Consider the following 18,317-nt stretch of genomic DNA (forward strand, 5'->3'; position numbering starts at 1 on the left):
ATTTCGCCCAACCGAAAGCACTCCTGCATTAGAAACAGATACTGATAGCAACGGTTTATGAACACTTAATTTAGGCCGACAACCTGATTTACAATCGAATCTGTCCTTGCCAACCTGTCATGTAATCATTCATATTGTAACAAGGCATGCAATTTGATATCTAATTCGTAAATTGACCATAAATCAATTCTATTAAAAAGACAAAAACCATAAAAATGAAAAGATTAATATTTGGAATTTTAGCTGCAGTTATTGCAGTGAGCACTTTAAGTTCATGCGGATATAACAGCATGGTTAAACTTGATGAGAACGTTAAATCGAAATGGGGAACTGTGCAAACCCAGTATCAAAGAAGAGCAGATCTAATTCCGAACTTAGTAGCTACTGTAAAAGGAGCGGCTAAATTTGAGCAGGGTACTTTAACTGCCGTAACCGAAGCACGTGCAAAAGCAACACAGATGACGGTTAAGGCTGATGAATTGACACCAGAAAACATCCAGAAATACCAGGCCGCTCAGGGACAATTGAGTCAGGCTTTGGGTAAATTATTATCGATTACTGAAAATTACCCTGAATTAAGAGCCACTCAGCAATTCAGTGATTTATCGGCACAGTTAGAAAGTACCGAGAACAGGATCACTGTTGCCCGTAAAGATTTTAACGATGCAGTACAACAGTACAATGGCAAAATCAGATCATTCCCTACCAATTTAACTGCTGGTATGTTCGGCTTTAAACCTAAAGGATATTTTGAGGCCGATGCTACTGCAAAAGACGCCCCTAAAGTAGAATTTTAATATTCTCAACACAATATATAAGGGTAGTGAATGTTTATTAACTAGGCATTTATTACCCTTTTTACTTCATACAAAAATAAGCACATGTCGTTATTTTCAGATATTGAACAAGAAAAAATAGCAACCGCGATCTCCGATGCAGAAAGAGCAACTTCTGGAGAAATTAGGATTGCTATTGACAAACATTGCACAGGCGATCCATACGAAAAAGCTATTGAGTATTTTACCAAGCTGGATATGGACAAAACAGCCAAAAGAAATGGGGTACTGATATACCTGGCGCATGCCGATCATAAATTTGCCATTATTGGCGATATAGGTATTAACCAGGTAGTACCTGAAAATTTTTGGGAAACAGCCAAAATAGCGATGACTGCACACTTTGCAAAAGGCAATTTAGCCGATGGTATTATTGCAGGCGTAGCGTTGGCTGGAGAAAAGCTAGCCTTGTTCTTCCCGCCTCAAAAAGGCGACATTAATGAATTGCCAAATGATATTGTTTTTATGGATAACCTAGAGCATAAATAAGCGATGAAGAAAATATTCCTTTTCTCGTTATTGAGTTTATTATTCACTTTCGCCTTTGCACAGGATTTCCCAGAAAAACCAGGCACATTGGTTAATGATTACGCTAATGTGTTATCAGCCGATCAAAAGCACCAACTGGAAACTAAATTAGTTACTTTTAATGATTCGTCATCAACACAGATTGCTATAGCGATACTTAAATCAGTCGGCGATTATGATATTAACGAATATGCGGTAGAACTAGGCAGAAAATGGGGAGTTGGCCAAAGTAGCAAAAACAACGGTATTATGATTGTCGTGGCCGTTGGCGATCGAAAAATCTCTATTCAAACAGGTTATGGCTTAGAAGGCGCACTGCCTGATATTTATGCCAAGCGTATTATTGATAATGATATTAAACCCAATTTTAGAGCAGGAAATTATTATGCCGGCTTAGATGAAGGTACTACATCGATTATAAAATATACCAGAGGTGAATATAAAAATGATAGCCCAAAAGCTTCTTCAAAGAAAGGTGGCGGAGGTGGCAGTATTGTGATTATTATCATTATTGTAATCGTCATCATCATCATCATGAGGAAAGGTGGCGGGGGCGGTAGCGAAGTAATTGGCGGTCGGGGTGCATCTAACGCTTTGTTCTGGGCTATGCTTTTTGGAAGCGGTGGCGGTGGCCGAAGCAGTGGTGGCTGGGGGGGTGGTTCTTCTGGTGGAGGCGGCGGTGGATTCGGTGGTTTTGGCGGAGGAAGCTTTGGAGGAGGTGGTAGCAGCGGGAGCTGGTAGTCCATAGTCCATAGTCCATAGTCCATAGTCCATAGTCCATAGTCCATAGTCCATAGTCCATAGTCCATAAGTTAGAATCTGTTCCCTTTTGAACGTTACAACTTTCCAACAGATTAAAACATTACAACAATAATGTACAGAAGAGATTTAATCACAGCTGAAATACAGAAACTCGCACAGGTTTTGGCCCGTATTATGGGACTAAAGTTAGAGGGTAAACTGGCTGAGGCCGATCAACTTTTTGACGAAACCATGGAAGGTGGCTTTCAATTGCCGAAAGAAATTCTTGAAAATGAAGATCTTTCCGTTTTTGAAAACTGGTTAGCCGAAGGCAATCTCCCTCCCGAAAAACTCGACTCGCTCAGCGAATTTTTATATTACGAGTTGGGTATAAGTGAAGATAGAAACCAAATGATTGCGCCAAAGCTGAATCTAGTCTATCAATACCTGTCAGATCGGCACAAGATTGTACATTTGGTAAACCTGCACCGTCAGAAAACGATACAGCAATACCTTCGCTAAGCGCTAAGCGCATGGCGCTAAACAAATAAACAACGTAAATAAATGATTATAGAAAAGTGGCAGAAAATTGCCTCTAAATATTTAGTAAGAGAAAAGTGGGCTACCTTGAGGGTAGACGAGGTTAAGCTTCCCGATGGTATTATAAAAGACGATTATTATGTTTTAGAGTATCCGAACTGGGTGAATGCGATTGCGCTTACAGAAGCAGGAAAAATAATTATGGTTCGCCAGTACCGCCATGCAGCTGATATTGTCTCGCTTGAAGTTCCGGGCGGTGTGATTGATGGCGATGAAGCACCGGAGTTCGCTGTTAAACGCGAACTTTTAGAAGAAACCGGTTATAGTTTTAAAACCTGCAAACTTATTGCCGAGCTTTATCCTAATCCTGCAACTTCAAATAACAGAACCTTTACCTATTTCTTAACAGGTGGGATTAAAACGCATGAACAGCATTTAGATGAGCATGAAATATTAAATGTTGAAGAATATACTGTTGAGGAAGTAAAGCAACTGATAAAAGACAATAAAATAGCTCAGGCATTACATGTTGCAGCCTTATTATATGGCTTGGCTGAAGTGGAAAAACTTTAATTTATTTTACCAGCAAAACAGATACAATAAAGGCCAGATAAAATACCTGGCCTTTATTATTAATGCATAAACTTTAGAACATGAACGAAAGATTTTATTTAAACCCTTCTACCTTTCAGTTCCTGAACTTAGTTTAGCTCATTTTTAATTTCTTTTGGATATCGTGTACGTAAGCTTTAAACTTTTTATCGGTATCGATTAAATCTTCTACCGTTTGGCAGGCATAAATTACGGTACTGTGATCGCGGCCACCGAAGAAAGCACCAATGGTTTTCAATGATGATTTAGTATGACTTTTAGAAAGGTACATCGATATCTGACGTGCCTGAACAATTTCGCGTTTACGTGTTTGCGATTTAACCATGTCAATAGGAACCTCGAAATATTCGCAAACCAATTTCTGGATGTATTCCATTGAAATTTCTTTAGAAGTATTTTTAATGAAGTTCTTCAACATTTGCTTAGCAAGAGCTAAATCGATTTCTTTTTTATTCAAAGTAGCCTGTGCCAAAAGAGATACCATAGCACCCTCTAATTCACGCACATTGTTATCAATGTTGTGTGCAACATATTCTACCACCTCGCCTGGTAACTCAATACCATCAGCATACATTTTCTTTCTTAAAATAGCAATACGTGTTTCCAGATCAGGGATCTGCAGATCTGCAGATAAACCCCATTTAAAACGGCTTAACAAACGCTCTTCCAAACCAGCTAAATCTTTCGGTGCTTTATCAGATGTTAAGATTACCTGTTTGCCCGATTGGTGTAGGTGATTAAAGATATGGAAGAAAATATCCTGTGTTTTTTCTTTACCTGCAAAGTTGTGCACATCATCCATAATGATCACATCCATTGCCTGATAAAAGTTAACGAAATCGTTAATGGTATTGTTTTTTAGTGAATCTACAAACTGCTGGCAGAATTTCTCACAGCTCACATAGATTACCAATTTATCTGGCATGCTGCGTTTAATCTCGTTACCGATTGCCTGTGCCAAATGCGTTTTACCCAAACCTACTCCACCGTAAATCATCAAAGGGTTAAAAGATGTACCACCTGGTTTAGCAGCTACAGCGTAACCTGCAGAACGCGCCAAACGGTTGCAATCTCCCTCAATATAATTTTCGAAAGTATAGTTAGAGTTTAATTGTGGATCAACATTTAATTTTTTTAATCCAGGGATAATAAATGGGTTTTTAATATCCTTATTAATGGAAACCGGAATCGGCATCGATTGTACCTTTGCCTCCGCTCCATTTCCATTTGAGGGCATATTGGTAGTATAAGGATTACCGCTGTTTGATGATTTATCTACAACGATGTTATATTCCAACCTGCCATCCTCTCCAAGTTGTTTTTTTACAGTCTTGCGTAGCAAGCCTACGTAATGTTCTTCAAGCCATTCGTAAAAGAACAAACTTGGCACCTGTATAGTTAAAACCTTACCTTCCAATTTAAGGGCTGTTATTGGCTCGAACCAAGTTTTGAAACTTTGACTCGGAATGTTATCCTTAATAATTTGAAGACAGTTCTTCCATACTTCTGTACAAGTTTTTTCCATTGCGATTTCTATAATTTATTGGTTTACAGTGCCTATTCGAATTAAAGGGATGGTCCGTTTAGGGACTACGAATATTGAGAAAATTATCAACATTTTAAACAAAAATTTCAAATAAATCGTAACGCACTGATAAGGAATATAGTAGCCCGCTTAACCTCAATTTTTTATGTTGATAACTATTTATTAACACTGGTTATCCACATTAACCATTATTTAACATCAATATACCCCCATCACTTCGAATAGCTGTTGAAAAAGCAAAATCTAAGCCATTTTAGAAACTAGTTAAGCGTTTTAGTCTTTTTTAAATTCGAATAAACTGAAAATCAAAGCTATAAGATAAATAAATTAATATTAATTTAAGCCGATCGTTTAAACTGATTTTAGATTATTTCATTACGCTTTGTTTTTGTATGAATTTTACGACAGTTCAACCCATATTTTTAACATTAATGAACAAGAGATTTGTTCATTATGATCACTTCATCAAAAGCTGAATATCTTTAATTTTAAACTGGAGTGAAGCACAAAAATCAAGACATTTAAGTTTATTTAATAAATACCAAAAGTACTTCTAAATACATCTGCAATTTCGCCAAGTGTAGCATATTTTTCAACCGCATCTATAATCAATGGCATTAAATTGTTTTCGCCCTTAGCAGCTTCATGCAACCTTCGCAATGCTTTTTCTACGGCATCGTTATCGCGGGTTGCTTTTAACTGTTCCAGCTTTTCAGATTGCAGTTTACGGATAGAATCATCAATATTAAAAACTTCAGTCAGGCCTTCTTCCTTCTGGGTAAACTTATTAACCCCTACCGAGATCCTTTCGCCATTTTCGATTTCTTTTTGATACTGATAAGATGCACCCGCAATCTCATTTTGCATATATTCGCTTTCGATGGCATTAACCGAGCCACCCATAGCGTCTATCCGATCGATATAAGCCCAGGCAGCAACCTCTACTTCATCAGTTAAGCTTTCTACAAAGAACGATCCCGCCAATGGGTCTACGGTATCGGTAACGCCGCTCTCGAAGGCAATAATCTGCTGGGTACGTAAAGCAATTTTTGCTGCCGATTCTGTTGGAAGTGAAAGTGCTTCATCATAGCCGTTAGTATGTAAAGACTGAGTTCCGCCTAAAACAGCAGCCATAGCCTGATTGCTTACCCTGATTATATTGTTTAATGGCTGTTGCGCCGTTAAGGTTGAGCCTCCGGTTTGGGTATGAAATCTTAACATCTGCGCTTTTTCGTCTGTAGCACCCAAATCTTTGGTAATCTTGGCCCACATGCGCCTCGCTGCTCTAAATTTTGCGATCTCCTCAAAGAAATTATTGTGACAATTAAAGAAGAACGATAAGCGTTTTGCAAACACGTTAATATCTAAACCCTTATCTAAAGCAGCTTTCAGATAGGTTTTACCGTTAGCCAATGTAAAAGCAAGTTCTTGCACCGCGGTAGATCCAGCCTCGCGAATGTGGTACCCCGATATGGAAATGGTATTCCACTTCGGCACTTCTTTGCTACAGAACTCAAAAATATCGGTAATCAAACGCATTGATTGCTTTGGCGGATAGATATATGTTCCTCTTGCAGCATATTCTTTTAAGATATCATTCTGTATCGTGCCCGAAATTTGCTTTAAATCTGCACCTTGTTTTTTGGCCAGCGCAATATACATAGCCAATAAAATAGAAGCCGTTGCATTGATCGTCATCGAGGTAGTGATGTCTTTTAGCTCAATACCATCAAATAAAATTTCAATATCCTTTAACGAGTCGATAGCCACGCCCACCTTACCCACCTCTCCATCGGCCATTTCATGATCAGAGTCGTAACCAATTTGTGTTGGAAGATCAAAAGCAACAGAGAGCCCCGTTGTTCCTTGCGCCAATAAATAATGATAACGCTTGTTCGATTCTTCAGCGGTTGAAAAACCAGCATACTGCCGCATCGTCCATAGGCGCCCCCGGTACATATCCTTCTGGATTCCCCTGGTAAAGGGAAATTCGCCCGGCAACTCTTCCATTGGCTTCGCTTTGGTGTACAGCGCCTTTATTTCAATACCTGAGGTGGTAGTGTGCTTTTTTTCACTCATAATTGGTTAGTTTATTCTTTGGTTAACTGTTGAAACTGGTTAATTGGTTAACTTGTGCATTGAGGTTAACTATAAAATTAGCTAGGGATCGGATTTTAATTAACCGATTTAAACAATTAACCAGTTAACCCTCTTAAAACAGCCTATGAATATCTTTTTTGATCAGCTCGATCGTTAAGTCATATGGATTTTCATCTATACTGGCCATGTGCTGTAAAATTGCTTTACTCAGTTCAATTCCATTTGCATCGGCAGGTAAACCTTGTACTGCATTATTAATCATGGCAATGGTATCGTCTTTTAATTTTCGCACTACACCCCAGGTTACACAATCTACATACAATTGCTGGGTAACATTGTGTTGGTATTCCGAGCGGATTTCATTTAAGATACCAGCTTGCAAAGTAGCAATGGCAATTCCCTGCTGGTGCAGGCGAACAAGCAAATTTGCCGGGTTAATACGATCGATAAATATAATTAAACGTTCGTGTGCCTGTAAGCGTAAGGGTAAAATATGTGCCCGGCTTTCTTTGTTCAGTTCGAGGGTTTTTAAGTTAAAGAAACGTTGGATATCGTTCTTTAAAATATAATAAACGGCTATTAGCGCAGCGAAAATGCCTGCAAATAAGATCACTATATCAACTAAAATTTGTTGGGTATTCATAAGTATTGTTTAATTACGGTAATATTAACAGCCCGTTAAAAGCAAAAATGTGCATTATTATTTATATTTGTAACAGATAAAATTTAAATAACATGAGCACAACAGTTGATACAGCATTTGCACCAGTTACTTTTTCAGAAGGAGCAGCTAAAGAGTTATATAAATTAAAGGATCAGCAGGAGATTAGTGAAGATTACGGATTACGTGTTGGCGTAGAGGGTGGAGGCTGTGCTGGCATGAATTACATTTTAGGTTTTGATCAAAGAAAAGAAGGCGATCAAGAGTATTTTATTGATGGCATTAAGGTTTTCATGAATAAAGCACACCAGATGTATTTAATGGGCATGATGATCGACTGGCAGGATGGATTAAATTCACGTGGCTTTACCTTCGTTAACCCTAATGCAACCAGCACTTGTGGCTGTGGCACGAGTTTCTCGGCATAAATAAAATATTATTGTAACATATAGTGCAGTCCCCTTGTCTAAACATCGGGACTTTTTTTATTTTTACCCATAAAGGTTGAAGGCAAAAGGTATAGGGTATAAGGTTAACCCATCTTAATACTTGATACTCAATACTTGATCCGATACTTGATACTTACAATAAATGAATTACAGAGAAAACATCAGACTGGCATTAGAATCTATTAAAGCGAACCGCTTGCGTACTATGCTTACTGCCTTAATTATTGCCATTGGTTTAATGGCTTTGGTTGGGATTTTAACCACTCTGGATGCTGTAAAGAAAAGTATGACTGATGCTTTTAGTAGCATGGGGGCCAACTCTTTTACCATCAGAAACCGCGGTACAGGAATTAGAATTGGAAACGGCAAACGGCCAAAACCTTTTAAAGCCATCCGCTATGAAGATGCCGTTAAATTTAAAGATAGCCTGAATACCCCTGCAACTGTTGCCGTAAGTGTGTTTGCCAGCGGTGGTTCTACCATAAAATACGGCAGTTTAAAAACAAATCCGAACATCAACGTTCAAGGTATAGATGAAAATGGTTTAGCCTCTCAAGGTCTAAATTTATCACAGGGAAGAAATTTTAGTGTTTCTGAAATACAACTCGGAAGCAACGTTTGTATTGTTGGTGGCGAAGTGGTTGAAAAATTGTTCAAAGATTCAGATCCATTAGATAAGCTGATCAATGTAGGCAATAACCGTTTTAAAATTATTGGCATATTAGAGAAAAAAGGATCGAGTATGGGCTTTAGTGGCGATAGGGCCGTATATGTGCCTTTACTAAAAGCCAAACAGATTAACGCCAATGCCAACCCTTCTTACACCATAACGGTAATGGTACCCAGCAATGAGATGCAGGAAAACATTATTGGCGAATCTACTGCACTATTCAGAAATATCCGCAAGGTAAAAGTGAATGAAACCAATAATTTTGAGATTACCAAGAGTGATGCCATTGCGCAAACATTATTCGAAAATTTGGCCTTTGTGGCTATTGGTGGTGTTGCCATTGGCATTATTACCCTCATTGGGGCCTCAATCGGCTTAATGAATATTATGCTGGTTTCAGTTACCGAACGTACACGTGAAATTGGTATCCGTAAAGCGATTGGCGCAAACCCGAAGGTAATTCGTCGCCAGTTTTTAATTGAAGCTGTAGTAATCTGTTTAATGGGCGGTGCATTGGGCATTTTTCTGGGAATAGTTTTAGGAAACCTGATCTCTCTCGCAATGGGTGGTGCATTCTTAATCCCCTGGCTATTTATTATTGGCGGCTTTATATTATGTGTATTGGTAGGAATTTTATCGGGATATTATCCTGCTAAAAAAGCATCAAAGCTAGATCCTGTAGAGGCATTGAGATACGAATAGGCCGGCCTCCAAAAGAAGAATTTGGTACAAGTTATTTGAATTTTGATCTTGGTATTGCTTGGAGCGTAATTATATACAACTATTAAGGCTTGTTCCTGCTTTCCGTTTTACTTTGCCTGCGGCTTCTTGTTCACTCTAATCAGGTCTAGGTTCCTCGTTAGGTAGTGCTATTTCTGGCTGGGTGCTTACCTAGACAACCCTTTGTTTATAAACCCGGTAGCAGCGGCAGCCTCCGATTTTTTCGTCGGAGCTAAAGCGGATAACGGGACTGCTGTTTCCGAAGCAGTACTGAAATGTTCATTTTCGGATAAAGATTATAGAATAATTAGGAGAGCAGTTTTCTGCAACTATATGGGTTTCCTCCCGCTTTCCGTTTTACTTTGCCTGCGGCTTCGTGTTCACTCCAATCAGGTCTAGGTGGCTTGGTAAGCGTTGCTATTTTTGACTGGATGCTTTACCTGCAAAAAAACCGCTCATAATCTCAAAAATTCATATTACAAATCGGCGCTAAAGCAATGCATTATTCAATTGAGTTTGAGTAAGTAATTGTTGCATTAATGGCGTACTCAGGCTGTCTTCGAGCGCTGCAGCATGTTTTAAATGGTGCATATCGCTGCCTACAAAATCGACCATATGGTTTTCTACCATTTCTCCTGCTACTTTCTTTGCACCAGCACCATAATAACCTGTTAAAGCAATACCGTTCATTTGCAACAGGCAGCCGGTTGCTCTAATCTGATGATAGCTTTCAAAAGAATTGTAGTAATAAGGATACCGTTCAGGATGGGCCAAAACAGGCTTATATCCGGCATCCTGCATCATCTTTATTAAATCGATCAGGTTTTGAGGGGCATTTATATAGGATAATTCAAACAGAAGATAATTATTCCCAAAAGTTAACACCTCTTTTTGTTTGATCTTTTTTTCCAGCGTTTCATCCAGGTAATATTCGGCAGCAGCATCAACTTCCAAATCGAGTTCTATTTCCTGTAAGCCTTTTCTTAACGTATCTAATCCACGGTTAATGGTATCTGGCGTATTGCGGAAATAATCAGCCATAATATGCGGAGTGGCAATAAGCTTCTTATAACCTAAAGCTTTAAATTTTTTGGCCAGGAGCAAAGAATCTTTCAGGGTCTGGGCACCATCATCAATCCCCGGAATAATGTGCGAATGCATATCTGTTCCGATACCAGAGAAATTAAATTCGGGTGCTATTTTTTTCTTTTTAAATATTCCGAACATAATGGTAGATCATAGCTTTCATGTGCCAGGGATTTGCGCCGTTCAGGCATTAAATGTACAAAATTTGAATTTGGAACAAAAGTTCAAAGAAAGCAGAAATGTTGAACGTTGCACTTCAGCCCGAATGGTACAAAAGAATCCATGTGTTAACATTCGTTTTTGTCATCTCTAAACAAACTTCAAATAGTTAATTTCTTCAGTCAAAATTTCCGTTTCCCTTTCGCTTAGTGTCGCCACTAATTTTTCTTTCATTGTCAACCCGATTTGCAAAATATCAAACCAATTAGAGTCGTTTAATATTGCTATGTGGCCGTAGTCGTCATTTTTCGATGAGTCATATTTGTCTAATGCTTCGTGCCATTCTTTAATTATTCCAAACTCCTGGTCTGTCAGCCAACCTTTGTCCAAAGGATGTTTATAGTTGTCGTCAATTCCTAAGTCGTTAAAATAGCTACACATAAATTCGACATAAGACCAATGAGGATTCGCATTTGTCATGTCGAGCCAAGATTTCTTTTGAAGGTTAAGCGAAGTCAATTCGTTAATGCAAACAAGCCACCTTTCTCGCCATAAATTCATGTCATCAGTTGTCATAATTTATTTGTCTGTTTCGCCTATCTTTTTCAAATGAGTGCTAACATCTCTAAATGTTACTAATGGTCTATTATAATTTCTGCTAACTTATCTCTTTTGGCAAATTGCTTGCATCTGCTGCACCAGCTAATTTAGAGGAATAGATTTTATCGAGCAAATTATTTAAGTCTTCACTTAAATCGAACTGCAGGTCCTCGTGTAATTTTTTGAATTTATTAATAGTTACCGCTACCGTTTTTAAGTAAAAAATACTAAAAAGCATCATAAAATCGCGGTAACCAAAAATTGATTTCTTATAATCAAAAGGGATGGCATTGAGGATAAATAATTTGAGTTCAACCTCACCAACCGGATCTTTGGTCACTTTGTAGAAATGGTTAACCGATGTAATCATCTTCCGAACTTTTACCAAAGCTTCTTTAGCGTTTAGTTTTTTCAGTTCCATAACCTGTTCATCTACATCGGCTTTAATCCTTTCCTTCCGATCTTCTAAATCGGTTTCATCTTCTAATAATTTGTAATGAAGATGTTCTGTAAGCACTTTATCTTTGGCCACCAAACGAAGCAATAGCTTGTCTTTTTCTTTAACAGGCAATTCTGTGATGGCAGCTTTTAAATCTTTATGCTCAGATAATTTCATTTAAAAAGGGTTAGCCTTAATATATTTTTCCCACTCCCATGCCGAGCGCATCATCTCATTGATATCAAGATTGGCTTTCCAGCCCAACTCCTGGTTGGATTTAGTAACATCGCCATAAATCTGAACAATATCACCAGCTCTTCTTGGGCCAATTTTATAATCAAGTTTTTCTCCGTTAACTTTTTCGAAAGCTGCAATAATTTCTAAAACTGAAGAACCTTTACCCGTACCGATATTGAAAACATCATAATTACCGTTAGGATTTCCTTCTTCCAGTTTTTTGATGGCGGTAACGTGTGCTTTTGCCAGATCAACCACATGGATATAATCGCGGATAGCAGAACCATCGGGAGTATTGTAATCATTTCCATAAACCGTAATCGGACCGCGTTTGCCAATAGCCGATTGGGTGATGAAAGGAACAAGGTTTGCAGGTACACCATTTGGCAATTCGCCAATTAAAGCCGTTTCGTGGGCCCCAACCGGATTAAAATAACGCAAAGCGATAACATTCAAGTCAGGCGTTACCGCAGCAGTTTCTGCCAATATTTCCTCAGCAATCTGTTTGGTATTTCCATATGGCGATTCTGCTTTTTGTACCGGAGCAGCTTCAGTTACCGGCAAAGTTTCTGGCTGACCATAAACGGTGCAAGATGAAGAAAATACAAAATTAATCTTCCTGTTAAATGAGGTTAATAGGTTAATTAAACCGTAGAAATTGTTTTTATAATATTTTAAAGGTTGTTCTACTGATTCGCCTACCGCTTTTGATGCAGCAAAGTGAATAATTCCATCAATATCGGTATGGTTTTCTGCAAATTCCTGAACAGCTTTGTCATCCTGCAGATCGATTTCATGAAAATCGAACCATTTGCCAGTAATGGCATGAAGCTGGGTTAAAATTTTGATATTCGAGTTAGAAAGGTTATCGATGATTACAACTTCGTATCCTGCGTTGTGTAACTCTACTGCTGTGTGCGAACCTATGTATCCTGTTCCACCAGTAACTAATATTTTTGCCATTTTAACGGTTAAATGTGGTAAAATCTTTATGATCTATCTTCTCCAAGGCCTCTGCAGGCAATGATTTAAAATATTCGTATGTAATTTTCAATCCTTCTGCACGACCTACTTTTGGCTCCCATCCCAATATCGCTCTTGCCTTCGTTATATCCGGTCTGCGCTGTTTAGGATCATCCTGAGGAAGTTCTTTATAGACGATTTTCTGTGTAGTACCTGTAAGCTTGATAATTTCTTCACAGAACTGTTTGATGGTGATTTCATCTGGATTACCAATGTTTACCGGTTGAGCATAATCACTCATCAATAAACGGTAAATCCCTTCTATCAGATCATCAACATAACAAAAAGAACGTGTCTGACTTCCGTCGCCAAAGATAGTTAAATCTTCACCTCTTAAAGCCTGTCCAATAAAAGCAGGTAAAACACGTCCATCATTGAGGCGCATTCTCGGTCCGTAGGTATTAAAAATCCGAACGATCCTGGTTTCTACACCATGGAAAGTGTGATAGGCCATGGTAATGGCTTCCTGGAAGCGTTTCGCCTCATCGTAAACACCACGCGGACCAACCGGATTTACATTACCCCAATATTCTTCTGGTTGAGGGTTTACACTTGGATCGCCATATACTTCAGAGGTTGATGCAATCAGCATCCTTGCATTTTTATTACGGGCCAAACCCAAAAGGTTATGCGTACCCAATGAACCTACTTTAAGTGTTTGTATCGGAATCTTAAGATAATCGATCGGACTTGCAGGTGAAGCAAAGTGTAAAATGTAATGAAGTTTACCCGGAATATGCACAAATTTGGAAACATCATGGTTGTAAAACTCAAAATTCTCCAGCTTGAACAAGTGTTCGATATTTGCTATGTCGCCGGTAATCAGGTTATCCATTCCGATAACATGATAGCCCTCTTTCACAAAACGATCACAAAGGTGTGAGCCTAAAAACCCGGCTGCACCTGTAATCAATATTCTCTTTTGACCCCCTAAATCCCCTGACGGAGACTTTTCCTTTCTTTCGTTCATATTTTTTTTTAAAAAACCCCCTTACTACTGCACATTGTACTTAATTTCCCTCCAGGGGGCTAGGGGTTAATAGTTTTCTACCTATGCTGTTATAATAATAGCCAAGATCGATCATTTTTTGCAAATCGTACAAGTTTCGACCATCAAAAACCACTTTATTTTTTAAAATGTTATCAATTTTATCAAAATCAGGGTTACGGAAAACCGACCATTCCGTTGCAATCAACAGTGCGTCAGCACCTTCCAAAGCTTCGTATTGATTTTTGGCGTAGATTACCTGATCGCCAATAATATTTTTAACATTGGTCATCGCCTCCGGATCGAAAACGGTAACGGTAGCGCCGTTTTTAATCAATGCATCAATAATATATAGGGCTGGTGCCTCTCGGATATCGTCGGTTTCCGGTTTAAAGGCCAAACCCCAAAGTGCAAAATGTTTGCCTTTTATATCACCTTTATAATATTTCAATACCTTATCAACAAGGATTGTTTTTTGCCTTTCGTTAACCTCCATTACCGATTTCAGGATCTGAAAATCGTAGGCATAATCATCGGATGATTTTACCAAAGCCTGAACGTCTTTCGGAAAACATGAACCGCCATAGCCTACGCCAGGAAAAAGGAAACGTTTACCAATACGCTCGTCAGAACCTATGCCCCTTCTTACCGAATCAACATCAGCACCTACCAGTTCGCAAAGGTTGGCAACCTCGTTCATAAAGGTAATTTTGGTGGCAAGGAAAGAGTTTGCTGCATATTTGGTCAGTTCAGATGAACGCTCATCCATAAAAAGAATTGGGTTTCCCTGACGTACGTAAGGACCATATAATTCTGTCATTAACTTTTTCGCCTTTTCGCTTTTTGTACCTAGCACAACACGGTCAGGCTTCATAAAGTCATCAACAGCTACTCCTTCTCTTAAAAACTCCGGGTTCGAAACTACATCTACTTCAATCGAAGTATTTTCAGCAAAAACAGCTTTAACCTTATCGGCAGTTCCAACCGGAACAGTTGATTTATTTACGATGACCTTATATTCGGTAATCAGTTTGGAAATATCTTTTGCAGCACCGAGAATATAAGAAAGATCGGCAGCACCATCACCACCAGGAGGCGTTGGTAAAGCCATAAAAATAATCTGTGCATCTTTTATGGCATCGGCAAGGTTTGTAGTAAAAGTCAACCTTTCCTGTTCAATATTTCTATGGAACAAAAGGTCTAAACCAGGCTCATAAATTGGCACTTCGCCAGCCTGCATCTGTTTTACTTTCGCTTCGTTAATGTCAACACATATTACATCATTTCCTGTTTCGGCTAAACAGGTTCCGGTAACTAAACCTACGTATCCGGTACCAATAACGGCTATCTTCATTTGTTAATTTTATTTTTTTAGCTTCCTGGAGCGATCATGACCCGTCTATTTATTGCGTTGAATGATAGGCCAAATCGTGATGGTTCCATATATTTTTTAAGCTTTTTAAATATATTCGTTTTATCTTGGCACGAAGATATGAAATTACACTAATGCTTTTGCTTTACATAATCGGAATTCGGCTTTACACTTTGCTTGTCAGGATATTTTCATTATTTAATCCTAAGGCTAAACTGTTTATAAATGGCCGTAAAAACGTCTATACACAAATTGCTCAAAAAATTAATCCGGCCGAAAAACATATTTGGTTTCATTTTGCCTCTTTAGGCGAATTTGAACAAGGCCGGCCCGTTTTAGAAAAAATAAAAACCCTTTACCCTGCAAAGAAAATCGTAGTTACTTTTTTTTCACCTTCAGGGTATGAAATCAGGAAAAATTATGCCATGGCAGATGTATTTTATCTCCCCATTGATACCGCAGCCAATGCCAAACGTTTTATAGCCAGCATTAATCCTGAAATGGCCATTTTTACCAAATATGAATTTTGGCATTTTTATTTTAAAGAACTGAAAGCTCAGCATATTCCTTTATATGTGATATCCGGAATCTTTAGAGAAAGTCAGGCTTTTTTTAAATGGTATGGCGGCTTTTACCGCAATATTTTAAAATCTGTCACTTACTTTTTCGTACAAAATAAAGAAAGTGAAAACCTTTTAAAATCAATCGGATTAAATCATGTAACCATAAGTGGCGATACCCGTTTCGATCGTGTTTATGAAAATGCACAATCGCCCAAACAGCTTAGCCTTATCGAAAGCTTTATTGGCAGCGCTCCTACTTTAGTTTGCGGGAGTACCTGGCCTGAAGATGAAAAAATATTATCGGCTTTGCCTCAAAAATACCCAAATTGGAAATTTATCATCGCACCACATGAAATCCATGAAAGTCATATCGAAAGTATTGAGAAACAGTTTCCAGTTGGCAGTGTGCGGTTTTCAGTTTTTAGTTCCGCAAATCAAACGCTAAACGCCGAACACAAAACGCTCATCATCGATAATATCGGCATGCTTTCTTCTCTATATCAATATGGAAACGTAGCGTATATTGGTGGTGGTTTTGGAACGGGAATACACAACACTTTAGAAGCTGCAGCGTTTGGATTGCCAGTAATTTTCGGTCCGAAATACGATAAATTTCAGGAAGCAAAAGATTTAATTGCCATAGGGGCAGCCAAAAGTATTTCTTCTGTTGAGGAATTGATTAGGGCTTTTGAAAGCTTTGCAGAAAATAAAAAGGCTGCAGACCAGGCTCAAAGATATGTTGCAGATAAAAGAGGTGCAACCGATCAGATTATTTCGATGATTACGAAATCAGATCAGCCTTAGCAATTTCATTAACGATCTCAGGAATGCTTTGATCGATTGAGACCGTTAAAACATCCCGTTCATCATCCAGTGGTTCTTCTAATGTTTCAAACTGGCTTTTCAATAAACTAGAAGGCATATATTGATGAGAACGCTTGGCAATACGATCGTGAATTAAATCGAAACTTCCTTTTAAATAAACAAACCGGATTGTTGTATTATCTGTTCTCAGCAAATTTCGGTAAGATTTTTTAAGTGCAGAACAAGCAATAATACAGGTGGTACCATGAGCAACATGCTCTCGACCCACTTTAGCAATCAGCTGTAGCCAATCTAAACGATCGGCATCTGTTAAGGGAATCCCGGAAGCCATTTTATCTACATTCCGTTGCGAATGCAGGTTATCGCCGTCTATAAATTCGGCATTTATTCTTGGCGCCAAAGCTTTTCCGATTACTGTTTTACCACTTCCCGAAACGCCCATTAAAATAATAAAACTTGCCATAGTAAAACTATTTAACCATTCCTGCTAAAGCTTCGATAAACACAGGACTATCGTTTAAACTTTCTACCAGTTGAACATGCTCGCCACCCAGAGCCTTAAACTCTTCGTGATATTCTACCGTGATTTCGTAAAGTGTTTCCAGGCAATCGGCTACAAAAGCAGGACTAAAAACCAAAAGACGTTTTTTGCCTTCGGCAGCCAATTTCTTCAGCACATCGGTAGTATAGGGTTGTACCCATGGCTCTTTCCCTAAGCGCGATTGGAAACAAACAGTATATTGATCTTTTGACAGATTTAATTCTTTGGCTATTAACCTGGCGGTATCGTGTCCTTGCGCAGAATAGCAGAACTTATTGGTGTCATTTAATGTCTGGCAGCAATCGGTACTTTTTAAGCAGTAACTTCCGGTATGATCGCACTTTAACAGTTGACGCTCAGGTAATCCATGGAAGCTGAACAACACGTGATCATAACTTTCTACGTTATGCTTTTTAGCATTTTCTGCAAAAACTTTAATCATCAATTCATTATCGTGAAATGAATTAACAAACGAGATTGGTGGAACCGTTGGCCACTTGCTCACCAGTTCCATTACCAGTTGCATTACCGAACCCGTACTAGCAGAAGCATATTGTGGGAACATTGGTATAACCTGTATACTTTCTACCAAACCTGCCTTTAAATTTGCCAATGCTGATTCGACTGAAGGGCTTTGGTAGCGCATGGCTAGCTCTACATGGTAGTCGTCGCCTAATCTTTCCTGAAGCATTTTAGCCTGTAACCTACTATAAAACAATAGTGGCGAACCATTTTCATTCCAGATTTCTTTATATAGCTTAGCAGTTTTAGGACTACGGAAAGGAACAATAATACCTTTAACCAATAATGTTCTGTTCAGTTTAGGAATATCGATTACCCGTTCATCCATCAGAAATTGATCTAAATATTTTCTTACATCAGCCGTTGCCGGACTATCGGGTGTTCCTAAATTTACCAGTAAAATTCCCTTTTTGCTCATTTAATAAAGAATATGTTTCGTGGCGCAAATATCGCCTTTTTATTGTTTTTTCCCTATGCTTAAAATGTGATTGCCGACATTTTTTAGTCAAAAATTGTTATTTCATACTTCTAAATGCTATCTGGCAATAAACTTTGAATT

19 protein-coding genes are annotated in these 18,317 nt (G+C 38.5%); 8 read left to right on the forward strand and 11 right to left on the reverse strand.

All coding sequences use genetic code 11. The features are described 5' to 3' along the window. Window positions 1–215: 215 nt before the first annotated feature. The 5 genes from QF042_RS23650 (at window position 216) to QF042_RS23670 (ending at window position 3,218) form a co-directional block, all read left to right on the forward strand. On the forward strand, window positions 216–797 hold the full coding sequence (locus tag QF042_RS23650) for a LemA family protein (protein WP_307532619.1): 582 nt from the start codon (window positions 216–218) through the stop codon (window positions 795–797). An 84-nt stretch (window positions 798–881) separates the two neighbouring features. Then, window positions 882–1,325, forward strand: coding sequence for a TPM domain-containing protein (locus QF042_RS23655; protein ID WP_307532620.1), 444 nt, complete (start codon window positions 882–884; stop codon window positions 1,323–1,325). Between the two features lie 3 nt (window positions 1,326–1,328). Then, window positions 1,329–2,105, forward strand: a complete 777-nt coding sequence (locus QF042_RS23660; RefSeq protein ID WP_307532621.1) for a YgcG family protein — start codon at window positions 1,329–1,331, stop codon at window positions 2,103–2,105. A gap of 132 nt (window positions 2,106–2,237) precedes the next feature. After that, window positions 2,238–2,627 (forward strand): hypothetical protein, encoded by a 390-nt coding sequence (locus tag QF042_RS23665; RefSeq protein WP_307532622.1) that lies wholly within the window; start codon window positions 2,238–2,240, stop codon window positions 2,625–2,627. 42 nt (window positions 2,628–2,669) lie between these two features. Then, window positions 2,670–3,218, forward strand: a complete 549-nt coding sequence (locus QF042_RS23670; protein WP_307532623.1) for an NUDIX hydrolase — start codon at window positions 2,670–2,672, stop codon at window positions 3,216–3,218. A gap of 133 nt (window positions 3,219–3,351) precedes the next feature. On the opposite strand, the gene dnaA is transcribed toward QF042_RS23670, so the two are convergent. The 3 genes from dnaA to QF042_RS23685 form a co-directional block, all read right to left on the reverse strand. Then, the gene (dnaA, locus tag QF042_RS23675; RefSeq protein ID WP_307532624.1) at window positions 3,352–4,782 is read right to left on the reverse strand and encodes a chromosomal replication initiator protein DnaA; all 1,431 of its coding nucleotides are present in this window, start codon (window positions 4,780–4,782) and stop codon (window positions 3,352–3,354) included. A 552-nt stretch (window positions 4,783–5,334) separates the two neighbouring features. Then, window positions 5,335–6,882 carry a methylmalonyl-CoA mutase gene (locus tag QF042_RS23680; RefSeq protein ID WP_307532625.1) on the reverse strand — a complete coding sequence of 516 codons (1,548 nt, stop codon included), beginning with the start codon at window positions 6,880–6,882 and terminating at the stop codon, window positions 5,335–5,337. A gap of 133 nt (window positions 6,883–7,015) precedes the next feature. After that, window positions 7,016–7,546 carry a hypothetical protein gene (locus tag QF042_RS23685; RefSeq protein ID WP_307532626.1) on the reverse strand — a complete coding sequence of 177 codons (531 nt, stop codon included), beginning with the start codon at window positions 7,544–7,546 and terminating at the stop codon, window positions 7,016–7,018. Window positions 7,547–7,638: 92 nt separating this feature from the next. On the opposite strand from QF042_RS23685, the gene QF042_RS23690 reads away from it, so the two are divergent. After that, window positions 7,639–7,992 (forward strand): iron-sulfur cluster assembly accessory protein, encoded by a 354-nt coding sequence (locus QF042_RS23690; protein ID WP_116252749.1) that lies wholly within the window; start codon window positions 7,639–7,641, stop codon window positions 7,990–7,992. Window positions 7,993–8,155: 163 nt separating this feature from the next. Continuing rightward, the gene (locus QF042_RS23695; protein WP_307532627.1) at window positions 8,156–9,385 is read left to right on the forward strand and encodes an ABC transporter permease; all 1,230 of its coding nucleotides are present in this window, start codon (window positions 8,156–8,158) and stop codon (window positions 9,383–9,385) included. Window positions 9,386–9,892: 507 nt separating this feature from the next. Here QF042_RS23695 and QF042_RS23700 read toward each other — a convergent pair. The 6 genes from QF042_RS23700 to QF042_RS23725 all read right to left on the reverse strand — a co-directional run bounded on the left by QF042_RS23700 (window position 9,893) and on the right by QF042_RS23725 (window position 15,289). Continuing rightward, window positions 9,893–10,630 carry a tyrosine-protein phosphatase gene (locus QF042_RS23700; protein WP_307532628.1) on the reverse strand — a complete coding sequence of 246 codons (738 nt, stop codon included), beginning with the start codon at window positions 10,628–10,630 and terminating at the stop codon, window positions 9,893–9,895. Between the two features lie 168 nt (window positions 10,631–10,798). Further along, window positions 10,799–11,224 (reverse strand): hypothetical protein, encoded by a 426-nt coding sequence (locus tag QF042_RS23705; protein WP_307532629.1) that lies wholly within the window; start codon window positions 11,222–11,224, stop codon window positions 10,799–10,801. Window positions 11,225–11,306: 82 nt separating this feature from the next. Next, window positions 11,307–11,864 carry a hypothetical protein gene (locus QF042_RS23710; protein WP_307532630.1) on the reverse strand — a complete coding sequence of 186 codons (558 nt, stop codon included), beginning with the start codon at window positions 11,862–11,864 and terminating at the stop codon, window positions 11,307–11,309. Beyond that, the gene (gene galE / locus QF042_RS23715) at window positions 11,865–12,887 is read right to left on the reverse strand and encodes a UDP-glucose 4-epimerase GalE (RefSeq protein WP_307532631.1); all 1,023 of its coding nucleotides are present in this window, start codon (window positions 12,885–12,887) and stop codon (window positions 11,865–11,867) included. Between the two features lies 1 nt (window position 12,888). Beyond that, window positions 12,889–13,917: a UDP-glucuronic acid decarboxylase family protein gene (locus QF042_RS23720; RefSeq protein WP_307532632.1), complete on the reverse strand. Its 1,029-nt coding sequence runs from the start codon at window positions 13,915–13,917 to the stop codon at window positions 12,889–12,891. Window positions 13,918–13,957: 40 nt separating this feature from the next. After that, the gene (locus QF042_RS23725) at window positions 13,958–15,289 is read right to left on the reverse strand and encodes a UDP-glucose/GDP-mannose dehydrogenase family protein (protein ID WP_307532633.1); all 1,332 of its coding nucleotides are present in this window, start codon (window positions 15,287–15,289) and stop codon (window positions 13,958–13,960) included. Between the two features lie 125 nt (window positions 15,290–15,414). On the opposite strand from QF042_RS23725, the gene QF042_RS23730 reads away from it, so the two are divergent. Beyond that, the gene (locus QF042_RS23730; protein ID WP_307532634.1) at window positions 15,415–16,674 is read left to right on the forward strand and encodes a 3-deoxy-D-manno-octulosonic acid transferase; all 1,260 of its coding nucleotides are present in this window, start codon (window positions 15,415–15,417) and stop codon (window positions 16,672–16,674) included. Here the strand turns inward: QF042_RS23730 and QF042_RS23735 are convergent. Both QF042_RS23735 and hemH read right to left on the reverse strand, forming a co-directional pair. Then, window positions 16,652–17,158: a gluconokinase gene (locus tag QF042_RS23735; RefSeq protein WP_307532635.1), complete on the reverse strand. Its 507-nt coding sequence runs from the start codon at window positions 17,156–17,158 to the stop codon at window positions 16,652–16,654. The two genes, QF042_RS23730 and QF042_RS23735, sit on opposite strands and share 23 nt — an antisense overlap. Before the next feature lie 7 nt (window positions 17,159–17,165). Further along, window positions 17,166–18,176, reverse strand: a complete 1,011-nt coding sequence (gene hemH, locus QF042_RS23740) for a ferrochelatase (RefSeq protein WP_307532636.1) — start codon at window positions 18,174–18,176, stop codon at window positions 17,166–17,168. Between the last annotated feature and the right edge of the window lie 141 nt (window positions 18,177–18,317).

Source organism: Pedobacter sp. W3I1, assembly GCF_030816015.1.
Lineage (GTDB): Bacteria > Bacteroidota > Bacteroidia > Sphingobacteriales > Sphingobacteriaceae > Pedobacter.

Excerpts from the sequence above, each read along its gene's own strand:
- QF042_RS23680 (WP_307532625.1), bottom strand. The coding sequence starts at position 6,882 with ATGAGTGAAAAAAAGCACACTACCACCTCAGGTATTGAAATAAAGGCG.
- QF042_RS23735 (WP_307532635.1), bottom strand. The coding sequence starts at position 17,158 with ATGGCAAGTTTTATTATTTTAATGGGCGTTTCGGGAAGTGGTAAAACA.
- QF042_RS23690 (WP_116252749.1), top strand. The coding sequence starts at position 7,639 with ATGAGCACAACAGTTGATACAGCATTTGCACCAGTTACTTTTTCAGAA.
- QF042_RS23705 (WP_307532629.1), bottom strand. The coding sequence starts at position 11,224 with ATGACAACTGATGACATGAATTTATGGCGAGAAAGGTGGCTTGTTTGC.
- QF042_RS23725 (WP_307532633.1), bottom strand. The coding sequence starts at position 15,289 with ATGAAGATAGCCGTTATTGGTACCGGATACGTAGGTTTAGTTACCGGA.
- galE (WP_307532631.1), bottom strand. The coding sequence starts at position 12,887 with ATGGCAAAAATATTAGTTACTGGTGGAACAGGATACATAGGTTCGCAC.
- QF042_RS23700 (WP_307532628.1), bottom strand. The coding sequence starts at position 10,630 with ATGTTCGGAATATTTAAAAAGAAAAAAATAGCACCCGAATTTAATTTC.
- QF042_RS23685 (WP_307532626.1), bottom strand. The coding sequence starts at position 7,546 with ATGAATACCCAACAAATTTTAGTTGATATAGTGATCTTATTTGCAGGC.
- QF042_RS23695 (WP_307532627.1), top strand. The coding sequence starts at position 8,156 with ATGAATTACAGAGAAAACATCAGACTGGCATTAGAATCTATTAAAGCG.
- QF042_RS23720 (WP_307532632.1), bottom strand. The coding sequence starts at position 13,917 with ATGAACGAAAGAAAGGAAAAGTCTCCGTCAGGGGATTTAGGGGGTCAA.
- dnaA (WP_307532624.1), bottom strand. The coding sequence starts at position 4,782 with ATGGAAAAAACTTGTACAGAAGTATGGAAGAACTGTCTTCAAATTATT.
- QF042_RS23650 (WP_307532619.1), top strand. The coding sequence starts at position 216 with ATGAAAAGATTAATATTTGGAATTTTAGCTGCAGTTATTGCAGTGAGC.
- hemH (WP_307532636.1), bottom strand. The coding sequence starts at position 18,176 with ATGAGCAAAAAGGGAATTTTACTGGTAAATTTAGGAACACCCGATAGT.
- QF042_RS23710 (WP_307532630.1), bottom strand. The coding sequence starts at position 11,864 with ATGAAATTATCTGAGCATAAAGATTTAAAAGCTGCCATCACAGAATTG.
- QF042_RS23660 (WP_307532621.1), top strand. The coding sequence starts at position 1,329 with ATGAAGAAAATATTCCTTTTCTCGTTATTGAGTTTATTATTCACTTTC.
- QF042_RS23655 (WP_307532620.1), top strand. The coding sequence starts at position 882 with ATGTCGTTATTTTCAGATATTGAACAAGAAAAAATAGCAACCGCGATC.
- QF042_RS23665 (WP_307532622.1), top strand. The coding sequence starts at position 2,238 with ATGTACAGAAGAGATTTAATCACAGCTGAAATACAGAAACTCGCACAG.
- QF042_RS23670 (WP_307532623.1), top strand. The coding sequence starts at position 2,670 with ATGATTATAGAAAAGTGGCAGAAAATTGCCTCTAAATATTTAGTAAGA.